General features: G+C 73.6%; 23 protein-coding genes. 10 read left to right on the top strand and 13 right to left on the bottom strand.

Features of this window, described 5'->3' with window-relative positions:
• Nucleotides 1-4 precede the first annotated feature (4 nt).
• The 10 genes from hemB to IE180_RS24815 form a co-directional block, all read right to left on the bottom strand.
• Nucleotides 5-1,024 carry a porphobilinogen synthase gene (gene hemB, locus IE180_RS24770; RefSeq protein WP_190159150.1) on the bottom strand — a complete coding sequence of 340 codons (1,020 nt, stop codon included), beginning with the start codon at nt 1,022-1,024 and terminating at the stop codon, nt 5-7.
• A gap of 118 nt (nt 1,025-1,142) precedes the next feature.
• On the bottom strand, nt 1,143-1,943 hold the full coding sequence (locus tag IE180_RS24775; protein WP_093873741.1) for an aspartate/glutamate racemase family protein: 801 nt from the start codon (nt 1,941-1,943) through the stop codon (nt 1,143-1,145).
• Nucleotides 1,912-3,204, bottom strand: a complete 1,293-nt coding sequence (locus tag IE180_RS24780) for an FAD-dependent oxidoreductase (RefSeq protein WP_190159151.1) — start codon at nt 3,202-3,204, stop codon at nt 1,912-1,914. The genes IE180_RS24775 and IE180_RS24780 overlap by 32 nt, the downstream gene beginning before the upstream one ends.
• A complete protein-coding gene (locus IE180_RS24785; RefSeq protein WP_308434448.1) occupies nt 3,201-3,800 on the bottom strand; it encodes an aspartate racemase/maleate isomerase family protein in 600 nt (199 codons plus the stop codon). The genes IE180_RS24780 and IE180_RS24785 overlap by 4 nt, the downstream gene beginning before the upstream one ends.
• A gap of 342 nt (nt 3,801-4,142) precedes the next feature.
• Complete coding sequence (locus tag IE180_RS24790) at nt 4,143-4,565, bottom strand: tautomerase family protein (RefSeq protein WP_190159153.1); 423 nt, start codon at nt 4,563-4,565, stop codon at nt 4,143-4,145.
• Nucleotides 4,566-4,601: 36 nt separating this feature from the next.
• On the bottom strand, nt 4,602-5,207 hold the full coding sequence (locus IE180_RS24795; protein WP_268255489.1) for a LuxR C-terminal-related transcriptional regulator: 606 nt from the start codon (nt 5,205-5,207) through the stop codon (nt 4,602-4,604).
• 119 nt (nt 5,208-5,326) lie between these two features.
• Nucleotides 5,327-6,256, bottom strand: coding sequence for a DMT family transporter (locus tag IE180_RS24800; RefSeq protein WP_190159155.1), 930 nt, complete (start codon nt 6,254-6,256; stop codon nt 5,327-5,329).
• Between the two features lie 157 nt (nt 6,257-6,413).
• Complete coding sequence (locus IE180_RS24805) at nt 6,414-7,346, bottom strand: LysR family transcriptional regulator (RefSeq protein ID WP_229860831.1); 933 nt, start codon at nt 7,344-7,346, stop codon at nt 6,414-6,416.
• A 37-nt stretch (nt 7,347-7,383) separates the two neighbouring features.
• On the bottom strand, nt 7,384-8,301 hold the full coding sequence (locus tag IE180_RS24810; RefSeq protein ID WP_190159157.1) for a TIGR03619 family F420-dependent LLM class oxidoreductase: 918 nt from the start codon (nt 8,299-8,301) through the stop codon (nt 7,384-7,386).
• Nucleotides 8,298-9,620 carry an MFS transporter gene (locus IE180_RS24815; RefSeq protein WP_190159158.1) on the bottom strand — a complete coding sequence of 441 codons (1,323 nt, stop codon included), beginning with the start codon at nt 9,618-9,620 and terminating at the stop codon, nt 8,298-8,300. Before IE180_RS24815 ends, IE180_RS24810 begins: the two co-directional genes overlap by 4 nt.
• A 217-nt stretch (nt 9,621-9,837) precedes the next feature.
• On the opposite strand from IE180_RS24815, the gene IE180_RS37240 reads away from it, so the two are divergent.
• Both IE180_RS37240 and IE180_RS24825 read left to right on the top strand, forming a co-directional pair.
• Nucleotides 9,838-11,472: a glutamate--tRNA ligase gene (locus IE180_RS37240; protein ID WP_190159159.1), complete on the top strand. Its 1,635-nt coding sequence runs from the start codon at nt 9,838-9,840 to the stop codon at nt 11,470-11,472.
• A gap of 804 nt (nt 11,473-12,276) precedes the next feature.
• Nucleotides 12,277-13,275: a TAXI family TRAP transporter solute-binding subunit gene (locus IE180_RS24825; protein ID WP_190159160.1), complete on the top strand. Its 999-nt coding sequence runs from the start codon at nt 12,277-12,279 to the stop codon at nt 13,273-13,275.
• A 21-nt stretch (nt 13,276-13,296) separates the two neighbouring features.
• Here IE180_RS24825 and IE180_RS24830 read toward each other — a convergent pair whose 3' ends face one another.
• Nucleotides 13,297-14,694, bottom strand: a complete 1,398-nt coding sequence (locus IE180_RS24830) for a sensor histidine kinase (RefSeq protein WP_190159161.1) — start codon at nt 14,692-14,694, stop codon at nt 13,297-13,299.
• An 18-nt stretch (nt 14,695-14,712) separates the two neighbouring features.
• Nucleotides 14,713-15,426, bottom strand: a complete 714-nt coding sequence (locus IE180_RS24835; protein ID WP_190159162.1) for a response regulator transcription factor — start codon at nt 15,424-15,426, stop codon at nt 14,713-14,715.
• Between the two features lie 283 nt (nt 15,427-15,709).
• Between IE180_RS24835 and IE180_RS24840 the strand changes: the two genes are divergently transcribed.
• The 8 genes from IE180_RS24840 (at nt 15,710) to IE180_RS24870 (ending at nt 22,137) form a co-directional block, all read left to right on the top strand.
• Complete coding sequence (locus IE180_RS24840) at nt 15,710-16,495, top strand: amino acid ABC transporter ATP-binding protein (protein WP_190159163.1); 786 nt, start codon at nt 15,710-15,712, stop codon at nt 16,493-16,495.
• Nucleotides 16,496-16,548: 53 nt separating this feature from the next.
• The gene (locus IE180_RS24845; RefSeq protein WP_190159164.1) at nt 16,549-17,370 is read left to right on the top strand and encodes a glutamate ABC transporter substrate-binding protein; all 822 of its coding nucleotides are present in this window, start codon (nt 16,549-16,551) and stop codon (nt 17,368-17,370) included.
• A 116-nt stretch (nt 17,371-17,486) separates the two neighbouring features.
• Nucleotides 17,487-18,161, top strand: a complete 675-nt coding sequence (locus IE180_RS24850; RefSeq protein WP_190159165.1) for an amino acid ABC transporter permease — start codon at nt 17,487-17,489, stop codon at nt 18,159-18,161.
• Complete coding sequence (locus IE180_RS24855; RefSeq protein WP_190159166.1) at nt 18,158-19,048, top strand: amino acid ABC transporter permease; 891 nt, start codon at nt 18,158-18,160, stop codon at nt 19,046-19,048. The genes IE180_RS24850 and IE180_RS24855 overlap by 4 nt, the downstream gene beginning before the upstream one ends.
• Before the next feature lie 222 nt (nt 19,049-19,270).
• Nucleotides 19,271-20,959 (top strand): FAD-dependent monooxygenase, encoded by a 1,689-nt coding sequence (locus tag IE180_RS24860; protein ID WP_190159167.1) that lies wholly within the window; start codon nt 19,271-19,273, stop codon nt 20,957-20,959.
• 47 nt (nt 20,960-21,006) lie between these two features.
• Entirely contained in the window at nt 21,007-21,078 is a 72-nt protein-coding gene (locus IE180_RS37575) for a putative leader peptide (protein WP_310851512.1), read from the top strand.
• A 97-nt stretch (nt 21,079-21,175) separates the two neighbouring features.
• Nucleotides 21,176-21,733, top strand: coding sequence for a cupin domain-containing protein (locus IE180_RS24865; protein ID WP_190159168.1), 558 nt, complete (start codon nt 21,176-21,178; stop codon nt 21,731-21,733).
• The gene (locus IE180_RS24870) at nt 21,730-22,137 is read left to right on the top strand and encodes a rhodanese-like domain-containing protein (RefSeq protein WP_190159169.1); all 408 of its coding nucleotides are present in this window, start codon (nt 21,730-21,732) and stop codon (nt 22,135-22,137) included. Before IE180_RS24865 ends, IE180_RS24870 begins: the two co-directional genes overlap by 4 nt.
• Nucleotides 22,138-22,342: 205 nt before the next feature.
• Here the strand turns inward: IE180_RS24870 and recX are convergent, their stop codons facing one another.
• Nucleotides 22,343-22,909, bottom strand: a complete 567-nt coding sequence (recX, locus tag IE180_RS24875; RefSeq protein ID WP_190159170.1) for a recombination regulator RecX — start codon at nt 22,907-22,909, stop codon at nt 22,343-22,345.
• Nucleotide 22,910: the final 1 nt, after the last annotated feature.

Raw genomic sequence — 22,910 nt, forward strand, 5'->3', positions numbered from 1 at the left:
CGGGTCACCGGTCCAGGCTCTGGGCGAACTCGGAGGCCCAGTAGGTGATGATCTGGGTGGCGCCGGCGCGGTGGATGGAGGCGAGGCTCTCCCGGACGACCTGGTCGCGGTCGATCCAGCCCTTGGCGGCGGCCGCCTCGACCATGGAGTACTCGCCGGAGACCTGGTAGGCGGAGACGGGCACCTGCACGTGGTCGGCGATGAGCCGGACGATGTCGAGGTAGGCGAGGGCGGGCTTGACCATGACCAGGTCGGCGCCCTCGGCGACGTCGAGCGAGACCTCCAGGAGGGATTCGCGGATGTTGCCGGGGTACTGCTGGTAGCCCTTGCGGTCGCCGCGCAGGGTGGATTCGACGGCGTCGCGGAAGGGGCCGTAGAAGTGCGAGGCGTACTTGGCGGAGTAACCGAGGATGGCCACGGACTGGTGTCCGGCCCGGTCGAGGGCCTCGCGGATGCGGCGGACCTGGCCGTCCATCATGCCGCTGGGGGCGACGATCTGGGCGCCGGCGTCGGCCTGGACGACGGCGGCCCGCGCGTACAGCTCGATGCTGGCGTCGTTGTCGACGTCGCCGTTGGCGTCGAGGACGCCGGTGTGGCCGTGGTCGGTGTACTCGTCGAGGTTGATGTCGCCGATGACGACGGTGGAGTCGCCGACCTCGGCGACGACGTCGCGCAGGGCGACCTGGAGGATGCCGTCGGGGTCGACGGCGCCGGTGCCGGTGGGGTCCTTGTGCTCGGGGATGCCGAAGAGGATGAGTCCGCCGACCCCGTTGGCCACGGCCTCGGCGGCGGCCTTGCGGAGGGAGTCGCGGGTGTGCTGGAAGACGCCCGGCATGGAGGGGATCTCACGCGGTTCGGTGAGGCCCTCGCGGAGGAAGAGGGGCTGGACGAGGTTGGCGGGGCCGACGCGGGTCTCGGCGGCGAAGCGGCGCAGCGCGGGGGTGCGGCGGAGGCGGCGCGGCCGGTAGTAGGGGGCGGCGGGGTCGGTGGCCGCGGTGTTGCGGCCGTAGGCGTCGTACGTCATGGGCGTGGCTCCCTCGAAGGCGTGGCGGCGTGCGGTGCGGGGCGGTGGGGGTGCGGGCGCGGGCGCGGTGCGGGGTTCCCGGCGCGCGGGGCGTGCGGGGCTGCGGACACGGCATCTCCTAGAGGGCCGAGCCGAGGAAGACCTGCTCCAGGTGCTTGGCGACGGGCTCGTCGGGGCGGCTGAACCAGTAGCCGTGGCCGCTGCGCTGGAAGAGCTTCAGCTCGCCCAGCTGGACGAGGGTCTCCGCGAGCTTCACGGCGAGTCCGGCGGGGTCGATCACGGGCAGGCCGTGGAGCTCGTGGATGCCGAGGTGCCAGAGGATCTCGTTGGGGATGCCCTCGGCGGGGATGATGACTTCGGCGCCGGCCCGGGCGGCGCGCTCGGCGGCCGCCGAGTACACCTCGACGAACTCGTCGAAGTCGCCCTCCAGGGAGCGGTGCACGGAGTCCCAGCCGCCGGGGACGACCTCGTACGAACTGAGCGAGGACTCCAGGCGGTACTGGCGGATGTTGGCCCTGATGGGCTCCTCCAGCGGCGGCATGAAGCCGAGGACGCCGAAGCGCTGGCCGGTGAGCGCCGAGAGGAAGAAGGCCGTCTCGCCGTAGCCGAGGGTCGGGATGGAGGCGAGGTGGCGGGCGTCCCGCAGGCCGGGGTCCTGGCCGGCGGCGATCACCCAGGCGTCGTATCCCTCCCGCTCCGCGACCAGCGCGGACTCGGAGAAGTGCCGGCTGAAGAGCACCTGGGCGGAGTGGTGGCCGACGAGGCCGAAGGGGGTGCGGTCGGGGTACGTGTCGGCCGGCAGGGTCTTGATGTCGACGGTGGTGCCGGGTGCGGCGATCGCGTCGAGGTGCTCGCGGTACCACTGGTCGAGCAGCGGCAGGCGTCCTTCAACGGTGTGCTTGTGGAACCAGATCCGCATGTGCGTCACCTTTCGGGGGCCGTGGTGCGGCTTTCGGGGATCGTGGAGCGGCTTTCCGGGGTCGTGGTGCGACGTCGAGGAGCGATGCCTCGAGCAGGTAGGCGGTGGCCGCGCGGGGGTCCGCCGCGGTGCGCCTCAGGTCGGCGATCCGGGCGCGGAGTTCGGCCGGGCTTCCCAGGCCGGCCGTGCGGGCCTCGCTGCGCGGGAGGACGGCCGTCTCGACGACGGAGCGGCGTCGGCCGAGGGCCGTGTCGAGCGGTGTCTCGTCGCCCGTGCCCGTCCGCAGGACGGTGGCGAGGGCCCTGCCGGTCTCCACGGCGTCGTGGATCCCGCAGTTCATGTTCAGTCCGCCGGCGGTGGACGTGAGGTGGGCCGCGTCCCCGGCGAACAGGATCCGGCCGACCCGGTAGCGCGGCAGCAGGAACCGCGCGAGCCGGTAGGTGTGCGCGTCCGTGACGCGCACGGCCCGTCCGGCACCGCCGGGCAGGGCCCGGTCGACCCGGGCGCGCACGGCGTCCGGCGCGAGCACCTCGTCGCGGGGCGTCCCGCGCCGGATCCGGAAGACGAGCCGCCAGTGGTCGGGCATCCCGAGCACGCTGACCGAGCCCCGGGGGTCGCGGACGTACGTCAGCGCGGCGAGCCCGGGGACCAGTTCGTCGAGCGGGGCGTCGGTGACCACGCGCAGCGCGTAGTCCGGGTACTCCTGGGCCGTGCCGGGCAGCCCGGCGAGCTCGCGCAGCCCGCTGCGGCTGCCGTCGGCCGCCAGGACGTACGGGTGGTGGCTGTCGGTGGCCCTCCCCGCCGCGTCCTCGGTGCGCAGCCGTACCCCGTCTCCGGTCTCGTCGGCTCCGGTGACGGTGGCCCCGAACCGTACGTCGGCGAGGCCGGTCGCGGTCAGCGCGTCGAGCAGCAGGGGGGTGAGCCGGGCCTGTTCGACGTGGAGCCGGTACGGGTGGCGGGTGTGCCCGGCGAGCAGGGCGTACTCCAGCTCGGCGTGCACGCCGCCGTCCAGGTCGCGCCACTGGACGCGGTCGACGGTGCGGCCCCGGCCGCGCAGGGCGGCCGCGACGCCGAGTTCGTCGAGGAGGTCGAGGGTGGCGGGGTGGAAGGTGGAGGCCCGGGACTCGGTGGCCAGTTCGCTCCTGGACTCCAGGACGGTCACCGGGGTCCCGGCGCGGGCCAGGACGAGCGCGGCGGTCAGTCCCACCGGTCCGGCGCCGACGACGGCGACGGGGCCGTGGGGTGTTCTGTGGCCGCTCACGACACGGCCACGGCGGCGGGCCCGTGGGCGCCGTCACGGCCGCCGGTCTTCTCGGCCAGCCGGCGCAGCAGCGGGTGGGCGCCGGGGCCGTCGGCCGGGAGGCCGAGGGTGTCGCGGGCCCACCAGGCGCTCGCCAGGTTGGAGGTGAGCAGGGTGCGTCCGCTGTCCCGGCCGAGCTCGGCGAGGGCGTCGAAGGTGAACATGCCGGTGCCGGTGAACAGCAGGGTCGCGTCCTCCGGGAGTTCGGCCTCCCGGACCTGGGCGACGAGTTCCCCGGTGGTCACGTCGTACGGGGAGAAGCGCGCGCCGGCCCGGATCTTCACGATCCGGTCGACCGTGAGCCCGGCCGACTCCCAGTAGGCGTGGGAGAGTTCGGTGAGCCAGGGCTCGTACGGCGAGACGAGGACGAGCCGCTCGGCGCCCACGGCCCGCGCGGTGTCGAGGATGGCCAGGGCCGCGGACCGCACGGGTGCTCCGACCCGCTCGGAGAGTTCCGCGCAGAGGGCGCGGTCGCCTTCGGGGGTGAGGAGGTAGTGCGAGCCGGTGCAGGAGACGACGGCCGCGTCGAGACGCAGTCCGCCGAAATTCCCGAGCACTTCGGGGAGCGCGTCGTTGTACTTTTCGAGACGGCCGCGCAGGTCTTTTCCGGGAAGTACCGGGAACCGAGAGGTGTGGACATTGAATTCGGGGCTTACGAGGCTGTGGATCTCGGGTTCGGCGGCGGCGTTTCCGGACGGAACCACCACACCGAGCCGCGGCGCCGATTGCAGAGCCATGAACGAGTCTCTCCCATCCGTCGGTGCCATTGAGATCACCGTACGGGCGGGACGGCCCGCACATCGATACGGGAATCCGCACCCCTTTGCGGGGCCCCGGAAATGCGGAAGGCGCCGCACCGTGAATACGGTGCGGCGCCGCCGCCTGAAGGAATGCGGAATTCAGCTCGCCCGGGACGACGCCTCGGCGACGAGTTCGTCGATCTTCGCGCGTCGGGTGAGCGCGCCGTTCACGGCCCAGTTCCCCTCCGGGATCTCGTTCACGACGAGCCAGACGACGGTGTCGGGGTCCGTCGCCTCGTGGACGTGCCGGGTGACCTCGGCGGCCAGCGCCTCGTTCCGCTCGGGGGTGAGGAAGCCCTCCAGGGGCGTGACGACGACCAGGACGCCCGGGGGCCGGCCGGTGCCGGTGGTCGCGAGCCCCTTGGCGGCCTCGCGGACGTAGACCCAGGTGGCGGCGGCGAAGAAGTCGGTGCGGGGCAGCTCCATGGCCGTCAGCACGGAGTCGGCGACCCGCTGCTGCAGGACCTCCGCGGCGGCTTCGGACAGGGTGCCCTCGGGAACGGTCATCTCGACCAGCGGCATGGTGACTCCCCTTCGTCTGTGGGTGGGACGGAACGATCAGCAGGCCAGCGCGGCTTCGAACCGGTCGATGGCAGCGGCCAGTTGGGCGCGCCTGCGGATGTCGAGCTTCCGGTAGATCCGGGTGATGTGGAGCTCCACGGCCCGGGTGGAGACCGTGAAGGACTCGGCGATCTGCTTGTTGGTCAGGCCGTCTAGCATCATCGTGGCGATGCGCCGCTCGTGGGCGGTCAGCTCCTCACGGGCGCTCGGCGGGGTGACGGGTGCCGGGGTGGGCGGCGCGCCGGGTGCCGGCACGCCCCCGCGTATTCGCTCGTGGGTCCCGGCGCCTCCGGTGGAGCGCTCGAGGCCGGCGAGGACCACGTGGCCCATGACGGCGTTCCATTCCCGGACGCGCAGTTCGCCGATGACCTGCGCCTGCGCGTACGGGTCGGCGTACAGCACCCGTAAGAGGGTGCGGCGGTCGGGGGCCTCGCAGACCAGGAACTCCCCGGTGCCGTCCCGCCAGGGGCCGCCGCCGAGCAGGACGCCGCGCGCGGCCATTTTCTTCCAGTAGGCCCGGTGAGCTTCTCCGAAACTCAACCGGTCCGTCTCATTGCCACGGAAAACGAGTTCGACCACAAAAGCCACGTGCGACTCCCCCATAAAGGCCGGGTGTTTCCGCTTGCGACGCTACCACCCGCCACCCGCCCCATTGGTGAACACAATATTGCGGATGACGGCCCGGCATTTCTGGGTTCCCCGGCCCTGCTGATTGCGTCCGGCTAATCGGCCGCCGCCGGCGCCGGTACGGGGGCGGCTCCGGGAGCCGGTTCGGCCGCCGGCTTCGGCTTGCGCCGCAGCAGGCCGGTGGCCGCGAGCACCGCCACCGCGCCGAGCCACACGGTCCAGCCGAGCGGTTCGCGCAGCACGACGGCGCCGAGCACGACGGCCACCGCGGTCATCAGATAGGTGACGGTGGAGGCCACCGTGGGCCCGTCCTTGATGATCAGTTCGAAGTTGAGCAGGGCGGCGAAGCCGGTGCAGACGACGCCGAGGACGAGGACCGAGACCACCGAGTCGGCGCGCCAGGTCACGGTCTGGAGGCCGAGGAACGGGAAGGCGGCGAGGAGCAGCACGGTCGCCGCGCTGAGCTGTCCGCCCGCCAGCATCAGCGGCGGAACGCCCTTGCCCACGAGGAACCTGCCCATGTACGCGAAGCTGGCGCCGAAGCTGATCGAGCCGAGGACGAAGCAGAGGATGCTCCAACCGGTGCCCGCCGAGGCGGCGTTCCAGGGTGAGGCGATGAGCGCGGTGCCTCCGAGGCCGAGCAGCACCCCGCCCGCCTTGAATCCGGAGACCCGCTTCTCCTGGCCGAGGAGCAGGGCCGCGGCCAGGGTCCAGATCGGCGCGCTGCCGTTGACCACGGCGGCGACGCTGCTGGAGCCGGCGATCTCGCCCTCGGCGTAGAGGGTCCAGGGGACGGCGTTGCCGAGGAGCGCGGCGACCGTCAGGTGCCCCCAGACGGCGGGTTCCTTGGGCAGCCGGAGTCCCTTCGCGTAGCCGATGGCGAGGATGACGACGGCGCCGAGGGCGAGCCGGATGAGCACCATCTGCACGGGTGAGAAGCCGTATCCGGCGATCTTGATCCACAGGAAGACGGAGCCCCAGATGAGGCTGAGCGCGGCCAGCCGCGCGTACGTGGCTTTGGACATGGGTGTTCCCGATCCAGGAGGAGAGGAGGCGGAGGAGGAGGGGCGCGCGAAGTGACCCGCGGTACGGGAACGAGCCTCGCAGCGGCGGCCTGACGGGTCCAGCAACGGCTCGTGGACGGTACCTTCCACGAGCCGTGGCGAATCGTGTTCCGCCCGGTCAGGGGGCGACGGCCGCCCGGGCCACCGTGCGGAGCGCGTCCAGGACGGCGGCGATCTCCGGGGAGGTCTGGCTGCCCTCCCGTACGGCCGCGAAGACCGTGCGGGACGGGGCCCGCTCGCTGAACGCCCGGATCGTCACCTCGGGCCGCGGCGCCGGCTTGGCCATCCGCGGGACGAGCGCGACCCCGAGGCCGAGTCGCACCGCCGCGAGCGTGGCGTCCCAGTCGCCGATGGCGTGGGAGGCCTGCGGGGTGAACCCGGCGGCCGTACAGGCGGCGACGCCGATGTCGTGGCACAGGCCCGTCGTCGCGAAGATCCAGGTCTCCTCGGCGAGGTCGGCGAGGAGCAGCCGGGGGCTGTCGAGGAGCCGGTGGCCCTCCGGCAGGGCGATGTCGAAGGGGTCCTCGCAGAGCGCGACCCGGTGGAACCGCGCGTCGAAGCGCCCCTCCTCGCCCGCCGCCCCGGGGCGGTGCGCGGCGTCCGCAGAGATGACGACGTCCGTCTCGCCGCGGTGCAGCATGGAGAAGCTCTCCGGCGGGTCGACCTCGGCGAGCGAGGTCCGCAGGAGCGGCCGGCTCTCCCGCAGCCGGGCCACGGCGGGCAGGATCAGCGCCGAGAGGGTGGTGGAGAAACCGGCCACCGCGACCTCGCCGCGCTCGCCGCTGCCGTGCGCGGCGAGCTCCGCCCGCATCTGCTCGACCTGGGTGAAGACGGCGTCGGCGTGCCGGAGCACGATCCGCGCCGCTCCGGTGAGGCGCAGCCGGCGCCCGGACGGTTCGGTGAGCGGGACGCCCAGCTCCCGCCCCAGGGCGCTGATCTGCTGCGAGACGGCCTGCGGGGTGAGGTGGAGGGCCCGGGCGGCGGCGCTGACGGTGCCGCGCTCGCTGAGTTCCCTGAGCACGCGCAGCTTCCGCAGGTCCAGATCGGTCACGTCCCGCACCCCTCCCCCGCTCCCCGTCAGCGCTTTCTCATCGTACGCAGCCCGCGTCCACGTCGACGGCCTCCTCGACCAGCGCCTCCAGGACGTCCAGGTCCCGCGCCGTGCGGCCCGCCTCACGCCGGTCGCCCGGGTAGGTGGGGTCGAGGACGACGGCCTGGGCGCCCAGGTCCTGGAGGAGTCCGAGGTCGTCGGCGATCTGCTCCCGGGTGCCCTCGCCGAGCAGTCGTCCCGGGCCCAGCGGCCGGGGCGTGACCCGCAGCTTGATCCGGGGGGAGAGGGCGGGCACCGGCCGTTCCTGCTCCTCGGCGACCTGGCGGAGCGTGGGCAGGCCCACGCCGAGGAGCCAGTCGCCGGAGACGGAGGTGGGGTGCCAGGCGTCGCCGAGGCGGACGGCCCGGCGCAGCGCCCCGTAGCTGTGGCCGCCGACCCAGACGGGCGGGCCGGGGCGCTGCACGGGCAGCGGCCCGGTGTGGACCTCGCGGAAGGAGACGTGGGCGCCGTCGAAGGAGGCGACCTCGTCGGCCCAGCAGGCCTTGATGGCGGCGAGGTACTCGTCGCTGATGGCCCCGCGCTTGCGGTACGGGACGTCGAGGACCGCGAACTCCCGGGCGGCCCAGCCGGCCGCCGCGCCGAACACCAGCCGGCCGTTGCTGAACCGGTCGATGTTGGCGGCGACGCGGGCGGTGTGCACGGGGTGCCGGTACGGGAGGATCGTCACCGTCGTGCCGAGTCCCACCGTCCTGGTGACGCCGGCGAGCCAGGCGAGGGTCGCGAAGGGGTCGTAGAACGGGGCGGGGAAGAGGTGCTGGACGTCCGGGGTGAGCGCGACGTGGTCGGAGACCATGACGTAGTGGTAGCCCATCGCCTCGATCCGCAGCGCCCAGTCGGCGAGGGCGTCGGGGGTGGCCTCGGGGCCGTAGTTGGGCAGATTGACGCCGAATTTCATGAGGCGTTCCTTTCGGGGGGCCCGGCCGCGGTCGCGTCCGCGGCTCCGGCCCCGTGGGCGTGGTCCGGGACGTGCGGTCCGGCTTCGTGGGCGTGGTCCGGGACGTGCGGGCCTGTTTCGTGGGCCTGGTCCTGGCCGCGCGGTCCGGCCTCGTGGGCGTGCTCCTGAAGGGGTGACCCGGTGACGCGCCGGGCCACCGCGAGGTGGAAGAGGACTCCCGCGAGCGCGACCGCGGCGGCCAGGAGCGGCAGCCGCCCGGCGTCGAGCCCGTGGGCGAGGGCGAGGCCGCCGAGCGCGGAGCCGACGGCGCCGCCGAGGTAGGTGGCGGAGCTGTTGAGGCCGACGGCGGCGGCGCCGGAAGCCGTCCCGTCGAGCAGCCGGTGCTGCTGCGGGACGACGAAGGCCCAGCCTGCCGCGCCCCAGACGAGCAGGGGCAGCAGGACGAGACCGGGCACGGCGCCGGTCCACGGCAGCAGCGCCAGGGCGGCGCCGAGGGTGCCGAGGAGCGCGACCGCGAGGCGGGCGGGCCGCCCCGTCCGGTCGACGAGGGTCCCGGCGAGGAGGCTGCCGCAGACGCCGCCGATGCCCCAGACCCACAGGTACGGCACCGCGCTGCCCACGCCGGCGACGCGGCGCAGCACCGGTTCGAGGTAGGTGTAGAGCCCGAGGCTGGCCACGGTCTGGGTGAAGGTGACGGCGACGACCACGGCGGTCCGGGGCCGGGCGAGGGCCCCGATCCGGGCCCGCAGCGAGGGCGCGGCGGCTCCCCGCACGGGCGGCAGCGCCGTCGCGACGCCGAGCAGCGCGGCCAGGCCGAGCCCGGTGATCAGCCACAGGGCGGCCCGCCAGCCGGAGGCGGCCGCGACGAGCAGCCCGAGCGGCACGCCGAGCACGGTGCCCGCGCTCATCCCGCCGAGGACCAGGCCGAGGGCGCGTCCGCGCCGCTCGGGCGGGACGAGCGCGACGGCGGCGGTGGCCGCCGCGGGGGTGAAGAGTCCGGCTCCGGCGCCGGCGAGGGCACGGGTGCCGAGGAGCGCGGCGTACGAACCGGCCAGCGCCGTACCGGTGTTGGCGAGGACGAAGACGACGAGCGCGGCGACGAGGACCGCCCGGGTGCCCCAGCGGGCGAGGACGGCCGAGAGGAGCGGTGCGGCCAGCGCGTAGCAGAGGGTGAAGGCGGTGACGGACTGGCCCGCGAGGGAGACGGAGACGTCCAGGTCGGCGCCCATGTCCGGGAGCAGCCCGGCCATCGCGTAGGCGTCGGTCCCCATGGCGAAGGAGCCGAGCGCGAGCAGGCCCACCGCGCGCGTGCCGCCCATCACACCCCCTTGCGGTCGTCGTACGGAACGGTCCTCGGGACGCTACTGACCGGGCGTCCCTCCCGCAGCCCACAACGCCGAAGAGGGTTCGGGGTTCCGCAGCCTCCGGCCCCCGCCCCGCTCGAACCGGCCGGTCCCCGGCCTACGGTGGATCCCTCCAGGAACCCAGGCTCTCCAGGAACCCAGGCGCTCCAGGAAACCCAGGAGGGAGTCCACCGTGCTCGACCTGTCCGTCATCAACGCGATGTTCCCGCCCGACCTCCCGGAACCGGCCGACTGGGAGCGGCGGTTCGGGCCGCGCGCCCTGCCGGACGGTGCCGAGGTCACGCGCTTCGCCCCGAGCCCCACCGGACACCTGCACATCGGCGGCCTCTACACGGCGGCCGTGGCCCGGGCGCTCGCCCGCCAGTCGGGCGGGGTGCACGTGCTGCGCGTCGAGGACACCGACCGGTCCCGCCGGGTGGCGGGCGCCGCGGAGGAGTTCTCCCGGCTGCTCGGCGCCTTCGGCCTCGCCCCGGACGAGGGGGGTGTCGCCGGGGACGGGGCGTGGGGACCGTACCTCCAGTCGGAGCGCCGGGACGTCTACCTCTCCCACGTGCGGGACCTGCTCCGCCGCGACCGCGCCTACCCCTGCTTCTGCGGCAAGGACCTCCTCGCACGGAGCGCGGAGGAGCAGCGCGCGGGCCGCTCCCCGCTGGGCTACTACGGGCGGTGGGCGCCGTGCCGGACGCTGGCGCCGGAGGAGGCGGCGCGGCGGCTCGCGGCCGGCGAGCCGTACGTGGTGCGGTTCCGCTGCCCGTACGAGTTCCCCGGCCGGGTCCGGTTCACGGACCGCATCCGGGCCTCCGTCACCCTGCAGGACAACGGCAACGACATCGTCCTCCTGAAGTCCTCCGAGGAGGAACTCCCGCTGCCGACCTACCACTTCGCGCACGTCGTGGACGACCACCTGATGCGGGTGACGCTGGTGGTGCGGGGCGAGGAGTGGCTCTCCTCGACCCCGGTCCATCTGCAGCTGCACGCGGCGCTCGGCTTCGAGCCGCCCGCGTACGCGCACCTCGCCCCGCTCATGAAGGCGGAGGGGCCCTCGCGCCGCAAGCTCAGCAAGCGCAAGGACCCCGAGGCGTCGGTGGACTACTACCTGTCCGCCGGCTATCCGCCCGCCGCGGTCCAGCACTACCTGCGGGGCCTCGCCAACATCCGGCTGATGGACGTGCCCACCGCCGAGGCGCTCGCCGCCGAGGTCCGGCTGGACGGCATGCGCCCCTCGGGCCCGCTCCTCGACCTGCCCAAGCTGCACTCGCTGAGCCGGGAGTTCATCGCCTCGCTCACCCCGGGGGAGCTGTACGGGCAGCTGCTCGCCTGGGCGGAGGAGTACGACCCGGAGCTCGCCTCCGTCCTCGCCCGCCACGAGGACCTCGCCCTGGCGGCCGTGGCCACGGGCCGGCCGGAGGGTGCGCCCGCCCGCAAGGACCTGGAGCGCTGGTCGTGCTTCCGCGACCGGTACGGCTTCTTCTTCGCGGAGCTCTTCGGCCCGGCGCCGGCGCCCGGGGACGAGCGCTACGGCGACCTCCCCGAGGACCTCGTGCGGAGGATCGCCGCCGACTTCGCCGCCCTCTCCCCCGACGAGTGGTTCGCGGGGCTCCCGGAGATCGCCGGGCGCCACGGCTTCGCCCCGGACACGGCCTCCTGGCGCCGGGACCCGGACCGCTGGGCGGGACCGCCGAGGCTGGTCGCGAACGTGGTCCGGGTCGCGCTGACGGGCGCCACCCGCAGCCCGGACCTCTCCGCCGTGGCCCGGGCGCTGGGCCGGGACGAGGTGGCGCGCCGCCTCGCCGCCGTGGCGGGGTGAGGCGGCGGCGCGGCGCCGCTCCTCGGCCTCGGGCACGGGGTCGTCGCCCTTCGCGCGACCGGGTCGGCGACGTCGTCGTCGAGGACGTCGACGGGCTGCTCGGCGGGGGGGCGCGGCCTGCGCCGCGTACGGGGCGGCGGCCGGCGGGCCGATGCCTTCGGCGTGGGCATGGGAACTCCCTTGGGACAGGGGTGTTCGGGGGCGCCCGGAAAGGGGGCCAGGGGCGGACAGGGGACTGTCCTCAAGATCACCGAGCGCGCTCCGACGCTAACCGCCGGGGCCCCGGCACCCCGGCAGGACACACGGCGCGGCGCGCGCCGACGGGGCCGCTCACCACTTCGGCGGAGCGCACTCGGGGCCGCCGTGCGGGGTCGGATCCGGGCCGGTCCACGGGCCCGCCGGCCCACCCGTGCGCGGGCATCCGGGGCTCGGACGAGAGGGCGGCCGGCCGCGCGTGACGGGGTCCTCACCCACCCGGCCGCCGCCGGCCGCGGGCCCGCCGGAGCCGCCCGCCGACCGGGCGCGGCGCTCCCGTACGTCCCCGTCGGGGGAGAGCGGAACCCCGTCCCGTACGCGCCGCGGCCCCGTGCGGGCGGTCGTCCCGCGGGGCGATGGGCCCCTGCTCGGGGGAAGGGCGGCACACGGGACGGTGCCCCGGCCGGGCACGGGCCGCCTCCGGGCCCGGAGCCGGGTCGCGCGGCCCCCCTCGCCGGGGACGGCACGGGCCTCGGGACGGCGCCGCCCCGGCACCCCCGCACCGCCGGCCCTGGCCAGGGGCAGCGATGACCTGGCAGGATCGCGGGCATGCTCCCCTCCCTCTCTCGTGCCGCCCGCCGCCGCGCCCTCGCGGTCTCGGCCGCGCTGCTCGCGCTGTGCGGGGTGCTGGTGTGGTGGCTCGTTCCCTTCGGCTCCCCCGCCCCGAGCGGCTCGCTCACCTTCAGCACGGGGGTCCCCACCGGCGTCTACCAGCGGTACGGCGATCTCCTCAAGAACGCCCTGGCGCAGGACCTGCCCGAGGTGTCGATAACGCTCGAGGAGAGCGAGGGTTCCCAGCAGAACCTGGCCCGGGTCGCCACGGGCGAGGCCGACTTCACCATCGCCACGGCCGACGCGGTGGCCCAGTACCAGCGCGAGCGCAGGCCCGGTTTCGAGCGGCTGCGCGGCTGCGCACGGCTCTACGACGACTACGTACAGCTCGTCGTGCGCAAGCGCTCCTCGCTTCAGAAGGTCCAGGACCTGCGCGGGCTCCGGGTCGGGGTCGGGCAGCCGGGGTCCGGCGTGCGCCTGATCGCCGACCGGGTCCTCGCGGCCGCGGGCCTGACCCCCGACCGGGACGTCGAGCCGGTCTCGGCGGGCATCGACACGATGCCGGGGCTCCTGGAGCGGGACGAGCTCGACGCCTTCTTCTGGTCGGGCGGGCTGCCGACACAGGCGGTGCAGGCGCTGTCCGAGCGCTTCCAGATCCGGCTGATCCCGCTGGACGCGCGGCTGGTCGACGCGCTGCACGACGCCGGCGACCCGACCCGCTACTACCGGTCGGCGGTGATCCCGGCGGACGCGTACTCCCAGGCGCAGGACGGGCGGCCGATCGAGACCCTGGCGGTGGCGAACCTGCTGGTCACCACGGTGGACGCCGACGACGACCTGGTCGAGGGCTTCACCCGTACGGTGATCAGGAGCCGGGACGGGATCGGCCGCCGGGTCCACCCGGCCCAGCTGGTGGACCTGCGCACCGCCGTGTACACGGAACCCCTGAAGCTCCACGACGGCGCCCGCCGCTACTACCGGTCGGTGAAGCCCTGAGGCGCCGCGTCGTGCCGCGTCCTACAGGTCGGCGGGCGCGTACCGGGGGACGGTGACCGTCACCCGCAGGCCGTGCGGCTCGTTCGGGGCGAAGGTCACGCCTCCGCCGCCCGCCGTCAGCAGGACGCGGGCGATGGAGAGGCCGAGGCCCGAGCCCTTGACGTTCTGGTGCCGGCCCGAGCGCCAGAAGCGGTCGCCGACGCGGCCGAGCTCCTCCTCGGTGAGGCCGGGCCCGTGGTCGGCGACGACCACGGCGACGGTCGACCGGTCAGGGACGACCGTGACCGTGACCTCCTCCCCGGCGGGGGTGAACTTCAGCGCGTTGTCGATCACCGCGTCGAGGGCGCTGGAGAGGGCCACCGGATCCGCCCAGGCGGTGACCGCCCCGTGCTCCCCGGTCAGCGTGACGCCCTTGTCCTCGGCGACCGGGCGCCAGGACGCGACCCGCTCGCCGGTGAGCGCGCCGACGTCGATGAGCCGCAGTTCGGCCGCCGCGTGCTCGGCGAGCGCCAGGTCGAGGAGGTCGTCGAGGACCTGGGCGAGGCGCTTGCCCTCGGTCCGTACGGAGGCGATCTCCTCGTTGCCCTCGGGGAGCTCCAGGGCGAGCAGCTCGATCCGCAGGAGCAGCGCGGCCAGCGGGTTGCGCAGCTGGTGGGAGGCGTCGGCGACGAAGGCCCGCTGCTGTTCGAGCGCGTCCTCGACGTTGTCGGCCATCTCGTTGAACGAGCGCGCGAGGCGTCGCAGTTCGGGCGGTCCTCCGGTGGCGGCGACGCGGGAGTTCATCCGCCCGGTGGCGATGTCGTGGGTGACGGCGTCGAGGACGCGGACCGGGCGCAGCACCCAGCCGGTGAGCCGGAAGGCGGCGCCGACGGCGAGGAGCATCGCGGCGGCCTCGCCCGCGAAGATCAGCATCCAGCCGCGCAGGATGCGGGAGCGGAGCTGTCCGGTGGGCGAGTCGGTGACGACGACGGCGACGACGTCCCCGTCGCGGACGACGGGGGAGGCGATGGTGAGCCGCGCGTCCCCCTGCCAGGGCCAGACCTGGGGCGGGTCGTGGCTGCGGCGTCCGAGCAGCGCCTCGTTGAAGGCGCGCCGGCCCTCTCCTTCGTACGGGACGATCCAGTCCTCGGGGGCGGCGGCCATGGCCCGGTTGTCGCGGTAGAAGATCCCGGCGCGGATGCCGTACACGTCGTGGTAGCTGGCGAGTTCGCCGCCGAGGATGGCGCGCCGCTCGTCGGCGCCGGCGCTGCTCTCGCCGACGAACTGGGCGAGGGCGGCGAAGCGCGCGGCGTCGTCGAGCCGGTCGACGACGACCCGCTGCTGCTCGGACGCGGCGAGGCTGGCGGCGAGCGGGAAGCCGAGGGCCAGCAGCACGCCGGCCATCAGCACGATGAGCAGGGGGAGGAGTCGGGTGCGCACGTCGGGGGCCGTCGGGGATTACGCGGCGGGGGCGACCAGGCGGTAGCCCACGCCCCGCACGGTCTCGATCAGGGCGGGCATCCGCAGCTTGGAGCGCAGGGAGGCGACGTGCACCTCCAGGGTGCGGCCGGTCCCCTCCCAACTGGTGCGCCAGACCTCGCTGATGATCTGCTCGCGGCGGAAGACGACGCCGGGCCGCTGGGCGAGGAGGGCGAGCAGGTCGAACTCCTTGCGGGTGAGCGGGACGCTCTCGCCGTCGACGCTGACCCGGCGGGTGGGCAGTTCGATGGCGAGGGAGCCGAGCCGCAGCACGGTCCCGTCGGTGGTGCCCGTGGTCCCGCCGGTCTCCTCGGCTCCGGTGCTGCGCCGGCTGACGGCGTGGATGCGGGCGAGGAGCTCGCCGGGATCGTAGGGCTTGACGACGTAGTCGTCGGCGCCGAGGTTGAGCCCGTGGATGCGGGAGCGCACGTCTCCGCGGGCGGTCACCATGATCACCGGGGTGGTGGTGAGCTTCCGGATGCGGCCGCAGACCTGGTAGCCGTCCTGGTCGGGCAGGCCGAGGTCGAGCAGGATCACCCCGTACGAGGGCCGCTCGCCCTGGGCGGTGGGCAGGACGGCCTGGAGCGCCTCCTCGCCGTTGCGGGCGTGGGTGACCGTGAAGCCGTGCTTCGCGAGGATCGCGGAGAGGGCGGCGGCGACGTGGTCGTCGTCCTCGACGAGCAGCAGTCGCATGCGTACCTCCTCCGTGATGATTCCGTGACGATGTGCCGAGGGCGGCTCTCTGTGTACCAGGTGCCACCAGGGCATGAACACCGAACACGGGTGTCACAGTCAAGTGTCCCCCCGCGACGGCGCCGTTTCCGTTATGGACCCGGTACGGCCCGGGCGGCGCCTTCACCCGCCGTGTCCGTTCGCGGCCGTATCGTTATCCTCAATTTCCGCTCAGATGTGATGACGCTCGTCACATCGGGTCTCTAGTGTCCTCCCCAACCGAGGAGGACGGAGCAAGAGGCCGATGAGCGGAGAGTCAGTGTCCAAGAGTCCCGAGGCCACCCCGCGTGCCGCGGACGACCTGGTCGTACTGTCCGACGTGAACAAGCACTTCGGCGCGCTGCATGTCCTCCAGGACATCGATCTGACGATCGCCCGCGGCGAGGTCGTCGTCGTCATCGGACCCTCCGGGTCCGGCAAGTCGACGCTGTGCCGCACGATCAACCGGCTGGAGAGCATCGACTCCGGCACCATCACCATCGACGGCAAGCCGCTGCCGCAGGAGGGCAAAGAGCTCGCCCGGCTGCGGTCCGACGTCGGCATGGTCTTCCAGTCGTTCAACCTCTTCGCGCACAAGACGGTGCTCGAGAACGTGATGCTGGGCCAGATCAAGGTCCGCAGGACGGAGAAGAAGGCCGCCGAGGCCAAGGCCCGGGCCCTGCTCGACCGGGTCGGGGTCGGCACCCAGGCGGACAAGTACCCCGCTCAGCTCTCCGGTGGCCAGCAGCAGCGCGTGGCGATCGCGCGCGCGCTCGCGATGGACCCGAAGGTGATGCTCTTCGACGAGCCGACCTCGGCCCTCGACCCGGAGATGATCAACGAGGTCCTGGAGGTCATGCAGCAGCTGGCCAGGGACGGCATGACGATGGTGGTCGTCACCCACGAGATGGGCTTCGCCCGCTCCGCCGCCAACCGGGTGGTCTTCATGGCCGACGGGCGCATCGTCGAGCAGGCGACGCCCGAGGAGTTCTTCAGCAACCCGCGCAGCGACCGGGCCAAGGACTTCCTCTCCAAGATCCTTCACCACTGAGCGAGTTCGGACCTATTCTTCCCAACTCACGTCTACTCAAGGGATTTTCCACCATGAAGCTTCGCAGCGTCTCCGCCGCCGCCGCGGCCGCCGCCGTCCTCGCCCTGACCGCCACCGCCTGTGGCGGCGGTTCCGACTCCGGCAGCAACGGCGACAAGATCAACATCGGCATCAAGTTCGACCAGCCGGGCCTCGGCCTGAAGACCCCGGACGGCACGTACGCCGGTTTCGACGTCGACGTCGCCAAGTACGTGGCCAAGGAGCTCGGCTACTCCGAGGACAAGATCAACTGGAAGCAGGCGCCGAGCGCCGAGCGCGAGAACCTGATCAAGAACGGTGACGTGAAGTTCGTCGTCGCCAGCTACTCGATCAGCGACAAGCGCAAGAAGGAGGTCGACTTCGCGGGTCCGTACTTCCTGACCCACCAGGACCTCCTCGTCCGCGCCGACGACAAGTCGATCACCAAGGTCGAGGACCTCAACTCCAAGAAGCTCTGCTCGGTCACCGGCTCGACCTCCGCGCAGAACGTCAAGGAGAAGCTCGCCCCGAAGGCCGACCTCCAGCAGCTCGGCGGCTACTCCGAGTGCCTCACCGGCCTGGAGAACAAGCGGGTGGACGCCCTGACCACGGACGCCTCCATCCTCGCGGGCTACGCCTCGCAGAAGGAGCACCAGGGCAAGTTCAAGCTCGTCGGCCTGAAGATGAGCGACGAGAACTACGGCATCGGCCTGAAGAAGGGCGACGACGAGCTGCGCGGCAAGATCAACAAGGCGCTGGAGAAGATGGTCTCCGACGGCACCTGGGAGAAGCTCGTCAAGCAGCACTTCGGTCCCTCCGGCTACCAGTACGAGCCCGCGCCGGCGATCGCGAAGTAACCCGCACGCCTCCGCCGTGACGGCCGCCCCGCACACGGGCGGCCGTCGCACCGGCACCGGCCGCCCGTGCGGCGGCCTCCACACCGACCGACCACCAGGGGAGAGCGCGGGGCATCGTGTTCGACTTTCTTGATTCCGGGCAGTACGACCTGCTCGGCGCCTTCTGGGTGACGGCGAAACTCGCCCTCTACTCGGCGCTCGGCTCGCTGGTCTGGGGCACCGCCCTGGTCGCCATGCGGGTCAGCCCGGTCCCCCTCATGCGGGCCTTCGGCACCGCGTACGTCAACATCGTCCGGAACACTCCGCTGACGGTGGTCATCGTCGCCTGCTCGTTCGGCCTCGACCAGACCCTCGGCATCACCCTCGGCGGCGGCCGCTCCGAGGACATCGGCTTCCGGCTCGCGATCCTCGGACTCGTCGCGTACACCGGCACCTTCGTCTGCGAGGCGCTGCGCTCCGGCATCAACACCGTGCCCCCGGGCCAGGCCGAGGCCGCCCGCGCGCTGGGACTGGGCTTCACCCAGGTCCTCACGCTGGTGGTGCTCCCGCAGGCCTTCCGCGCGGTGGTGGCCCCGCTGGCCAACGTCCTCATCGCCCTCACCAAGAACACCACCGTGGCGGCGGCCATCAGCGCCGCCGAGGCGGCGTTCCTGATGAAGGAGATGATCGAGAACGAGGCCGACGCGCTCTTCGCCGTCTTCGCGGTCTTCGCCTTCGGCTTCATCGTCCTCACCCTCCCCACCGGCCTGCTCCTGGGCTGGGCGGCCAAGCGACTGGCGGTGAAGCGATGAGCTCCGTCCTGTACGACACCCCCGGCCCGCGCGCCAGGCGACGCAACGTCGTCTACACGACCGTCTTCCTCGCGGTCCTCGCCCTGGTGGCCTGGTGGGTGCTCTCCGCCCTGGCCGACAAGCACCAGCTGGACGCCGACAAGTGGAGCCCGTTCGTCACCGACTCCCGGGTCTGGACGACGTACCTGCTGCCGGGCCTGGTCGAGACCCTCAAGGCCGCCGCGCTCTCCATCCTGATCGCGCTGCCGCTCGGCGCGGCCCTGGGCATCGGCCGGCTCTCCGACCACCGCTGGGTACGGGTTCCCGTCGGCGTGGTCGTGGAGTTCTTCCGCGCCATCCCGGTCCTGCTCCTGATGATGTTCGCCAGCGCGGTGTACGCGGAGTACACCACCGTCAGCTCCGACTTCCGCCCGCTGTACGCGGTCGTCACCGGCCTGGTGCTCTACAACGCCTCCGTCATCGCCGAGGTGGTCCGGGCCGGCGTGCTCTCCCTGCCCCGCGGCCAGGGCGACGCGGCCGTCGCCCTCGGCATGCGCAAGGGCCAGACCATGCTGTACGTCCTGCTGCCGCAGGCCGTGACCGTCATGCTCCCGGCCCTGGTCAGCCAGCTCGTCGTGATCGTCAAGGACACCGCCCTCGGCGGCGCCCTGCTCGGTTACGCGGAACTCCTCAGCCAGAACCGGCAGATCACGGCCAACTACGGCGCCAACACGATCGCCACCTTCACCGTCATCGCCCTGATCTACATCGTCCTCAACTCCCTCCTCACCACCCTCGCGGGCCGCCTGGAGAGGCGGCTGCGGCAGGGCAGGAAGTCCCCCTCCGTGACTCTCCCCGCCCAGGCGGGAGCCACCGAGGTGAAGTCGGACGCCGTCAGCGGCGCCTGACCCAGGAGGGCGTCCGCGGGCCTGTGGGGGCCTGTGGGCGCCTCCGCGGACCCCCGGGGTGGGCCGGAGCGGTACCGACCCGAGGTCGGCCGCACCGCGCCCACCCCGTCGCTTGACGCGGGCATCTTCAGTGGGTTGCATACGGTCTGTGATCAACCACCGGGCTCGTGCCACACTCAGCTGTGCTGCCCTCATGACCGTCCGGCCTTCAGGAGCCGCGCCGTGGACCCGGTGATCATCGTGGGCGCGGGGCCGGTCGGTCTCGCGCTCTCCCTCGCGCTCGCCGCGCAGGGCGTGCCCAGCGTCGTCCTCGACGAGGGCACCGGCAAGGAGGAACCCCGTCCGGCACGGAGCGTCGTCCTGCGCGCCGACATGGCCGCGATGGTCGAACGGCTCGGCTGCACGACCCTCCGTGACGAGGGCGTCCGCTGGATCGGCTGGCGCGGCATGCGCCGCCGCCAGGAGGCGCGCCGGATCACGCTCGACCTGGGGCTCGGCGGCACGGAGGAGTGGTCCGAGGACCCCGACGCGCCCGCCTCCCCGGCCGCCCCCCTGCACATCCCCCAGCACGCCCTGGCCCGTGGACTGCGCGACGCCATCTCCCGGCAGAAGCTGATCCGGCTCGTCACCGACTCCCGGCTCGACACCGTCGAGCAGGACCGGGGCGGGGTCGTCGCCCACACGCGCGGCCCGGAGGGCACCTGGTGGCGCGGCAGCCACCTCGTCGGCTGCGACGGAGCCCGTTCGACCGTGCGCAAGCTGCTCGGGATCCGTTTCCCCGGCCGCACCGCGGTGGAGCGGCACGCCGTGGCCGCGCTCCGCACCGAACTCCCCTGGCCCGGCGAGGCCCTGCTGCACCGTCAGCCGCCGTGGCGCGGCGCGGCCGAGGAGATCACCGCGCGTCCGCTGCCCGACGGGGTCTGGCGGATCGACTGGCTGTTGCCGCCCCGAGGCGACCTGGTCACCCCGGACGCGCTGATCGCCCGCATCCGCGAGACCCTGGCCGGCTGGTGCGACGGCGTGACGCCCCCGTACGAACTGATCGACACCGGCGTCCACACCCTCCACCACCGGCTCGCCCGCCGCTGGCGGGTGGACCGGGTCCTCCTCGCCGGGGACGCGGCGCACCTGCTCGGCGCGGTCGGCACCCAGGGCCTCGACGAGGGGCTGAGGGACGTGGACAACCTCGCCTGGAAGCTCGCCCACACCTGGCACCACGGCGGCTCGGACCGGCTGCTCGACAGCTACCAGAGCGAGCGGCGGACGGCCGTCGCGACCCGGCTGCGCGCCGCCGACCAGTCGCTGCCCGTGCTGCGCGGCGGCGGGGGCCTGCGCACCTACCTCCCCGGAGCCGCGCGCGGCCACGACGCCCTGCTGACCGACGGCCACGTGGGACGCGGCCCGCTCGGCGCGCCCCCGGCGTACCCCCACTCCCCCCTCGCGCCCCCGTACACCGAGGGACAGACGCCCGTCGGCACCCCGGCGGGCGCCCCGGTCGAGGACGTCCGCGTGACCGCCCCCGACGGCACGACCGTACGGCTCCGCGACCGGCTCGGCCAGGGCCGTCTCCTGGTCCTCCTGGTCGCGCCCGGCACCGGGGTCTGGGACCGGCGCCACTGGCGGAGCGCGGGGGTGATGCCCCGGCTCGAAGAGGCCGTCCAGGCCCTGCCGTCGAAGGCCGAGGTCCTGGTGACGGAGGCCTACCCGGGAGCCGCGGCCCACACCGTCCTGCTCGTACGGCCCGACGGGCACCTCGTCGCCTCCTTCTCCGGGGTCCGCCCCGAGGAGCTGTACGCGGCGGCCGACGCGACCCGCGGCGGCCCGGCCGACGAAGGAGCTCCCGCCGAGGAGGCCGCGGACGTGTCCGCGGCGGCGTCCGGGAAGGGCGACCGCACGGCGGACACGCATTGATTCCCGCAGGCGCGCATGGTGTACTCCGGAGCGTGACCGACACCGATGTGCGCCTGTGGCGGAGGGTCCACATGGACCTCCTCCGCTACGCGGGCTGCGTGTGTCGCCCGTCCTGCTGATCTCGCACCTTCCCCGCGCGCCCCGCCACTGACGCACGCTCATGTGCCGTGTGCCGTGCCGTCGCGCGCTCTTCCGCGAACCCCAGGACGGTCATCCGTGCCCCAGCACGCCTCTCCCCTTCCCCCCACCCTTCCCTCCTCCCTCTCCTTCTCCCCCGCCCCCGCCCCGACCTCGGCCGAACTCCTCGACTTCGTCCGGCGTACGGCGGCCGACCGGGAACTCGTCGATTCCCTCCCCCTCGACCCCGAGGGCCGCACCTGGGTGCGGCTCGACGGCCCTGGCGGCAGCGAGGCCTGGCTCATCGGCTGGCCGCCCGGCACCGGCACCGGCTGGCACGACCACGCCGAGTCGCTGGGCGCCTTCGCGACCGCCCGCGGCACGCTGACCGAGAACGCGCTCGCGGTCCGGTTGCCGGCGAGCGGCTGGAAGACCCTGGAACTCGCCGACGGCCTCGACCGCTCCCGGCGGCTGCCGGAGGGCGCCGGCCGGGCCTTCGGCCACCACCACGTGCACGAGGTGCTCAACGAGTCCACGGACACCCACGCGATCTCGGTGCACGCCTACCATCCGCCGCTCCCGCTGATCCGGCGGTTCAGCCGGACGGGCGCGGTGCTCCGCCTGGAGCAGGTCGAGCGCCCGGAGGAGTGGCAGTGAGCGAGGAACGGGTGGGCATCGACGAACTCCTGGAGCGGGTCAGGTCGACCATCGACCGGATCGAGCCCCGGGCCGCCCACGAGGCGTACGAGGCGGGTGACGCGCTCCTGGTCGACACGCGCTACGCGGCCCTGCGGGAGCGGGACGGCCTGATTCCGGGCGCGCTGATCGTGGAGCGCAACGAACTGGAGTGGCGGCTCGATCCGCTGGGCAGCCACCGCGCGGCGGAGGCCGACAGCCACGACCTGCGGGTGGTGGTCCTCTGCAACGAGGGCTACGCCTCCTCCCTCGCGGCCGAGTCCCTCCGCCGCCTGGGCCTGCACCGGGCGACGGACCTCATCGGCGGCTTCCAGGCCTGGAAGGCCGCCGGCCTCCCGGTCCTCCTCCCGGCCACCCGGGCCTGAGCCCGGTCCGGCCGGCCGGAAGGGCCCCTCGCGCGCGCACCCCGGCCGGTCACGCCACGTCGGCGCGCACCCCGGTCGGGTCGCGCCGCGTCGGGACCTTCAGGCCCGCGCACGGCCCTGTCCGAGCCTTCGAGCCTCCCACGCGGCCTTGACCGGCTCCTTCAAGCCCCCCGTGCGATCTGACGAGTCCTTCTGTCCCCCCGCGTCAGAAGGACTCGTCCAGGCCGTCCGTGTCCTCGCCCTCGGCCTCCAGCGCCTGGCGGACGACGCGGAGGGCCATGCCCTCGGGGTATCCCTTGCGGGCGAGCATTCCCGCGAGCCGTCTCAGGCGCCGGTCGCGGTCGAGGCCGCGGGTGGCGCGCAGCTTGCGCTCCACGAGCTCGCGCGCCGTGGCCTCCTCCCGCTCGGAGTCGAGCTGGTCCACCGCCTCCTGGATGAGGGCCGGCTCGACGCCCTTGGTGCGCAGCTCCCGTGCCAGCGCCCGGCGGGCGAGGCCCCGGCCGTGGTGGCGGGACTCCACCCAGGCCCCCGCGAAGGCGGCGTCGTCGATGAGGCCGACGTCCTCGAACCGGGAGAGGACCTCCTCGGCCACCTCGTCGGGGATCTCCCGCTTGCGCAGAGCGTCGGCCAGCTGCTTGCGCGTGCGCGGGTTTCCGGTGAGCAGGCGCAGGCAGATCGCGCGCGCCCGCTCAGCCGGATCCTGGGGTGACAGCTCCTTCTCGGCCCTCGACGAGTCGGGGCTGTCACCCGGCCATTCGGTGCGACCGGTCACC

The sequence above is a fragment of the Streptomyces litmocidini genome, from assembly GCF_014649755.1.
In the GTDB taxonomy this organism is placed as follows: domain Bacteria; phylum Actinomycetota; class Actinomycetes; order Streptomycetales; family Streptomycetaceae; genus Streptomyces; species Streptomyces litmocidini.